This window comes from Frankia sp. Mgl5 (genome assembly GCF_023242985.1).
GTDB lineage: Bacteria > Actinomycetota > Actinomycetes > Frankiales > Frankiaceae > Parafrankia > Parafrankia soli.
Window position 1 is genome coordinate 1 of the sequence record NZ_JALKFY010000486.1, and the last position, 423, is coordinate 423.

The 423-nt window shown below is 55.8% G+C and carries 1 protein-coding gene; it reads right to left on the reverse strand.

Translation table 11 applies throughout. From position 1 onward, the window contains the following. On the reverse strand, positions 1-423 hold a 423-nt coding region (locus tag MXD62_RS10260), incomplete at both ends, for a nitronate monooxygenase (RefSeq protein ID WP_248829095.1).

Sequence of the window (423 nt, forward strand, 5' to 3'; positions counted from 1 at the left end):
GCATCGTGCCTACAACATTCCCGTCTCCAGCCGCTCCCACCTCGAAGGTGCCCCGATGGCCGCCCGCTTCACCCCCCTGCGCAACGATCGCGTCCACTCCCGCTTTTTTCAGCAGATGTGCTTCTTCCACCGATGTTGCCGTGCCGATCAGCTTCATGCCGGCCATTCGGGCAGCTTCTCCATAGCGACCGGGCAGTGAGAAAGCAAAGCTGAAAATCGGCGGTTTTTCCTCCAATACCACCGCAAAGCATTCCTCCAAGTCATCGCCAAAGGAAGGCAGTTCTCCTGACCAAGGCTCAAGCCCCACGGCTTCCCGCATTTCATTGATCCAGGCAACCAGCTGCGGTGTAACCACTGCCGTTTTCGGCTGGTTGTACAACAGCAGATTTACGCTATACGGACGATCCGTTAATTCTTTTATTT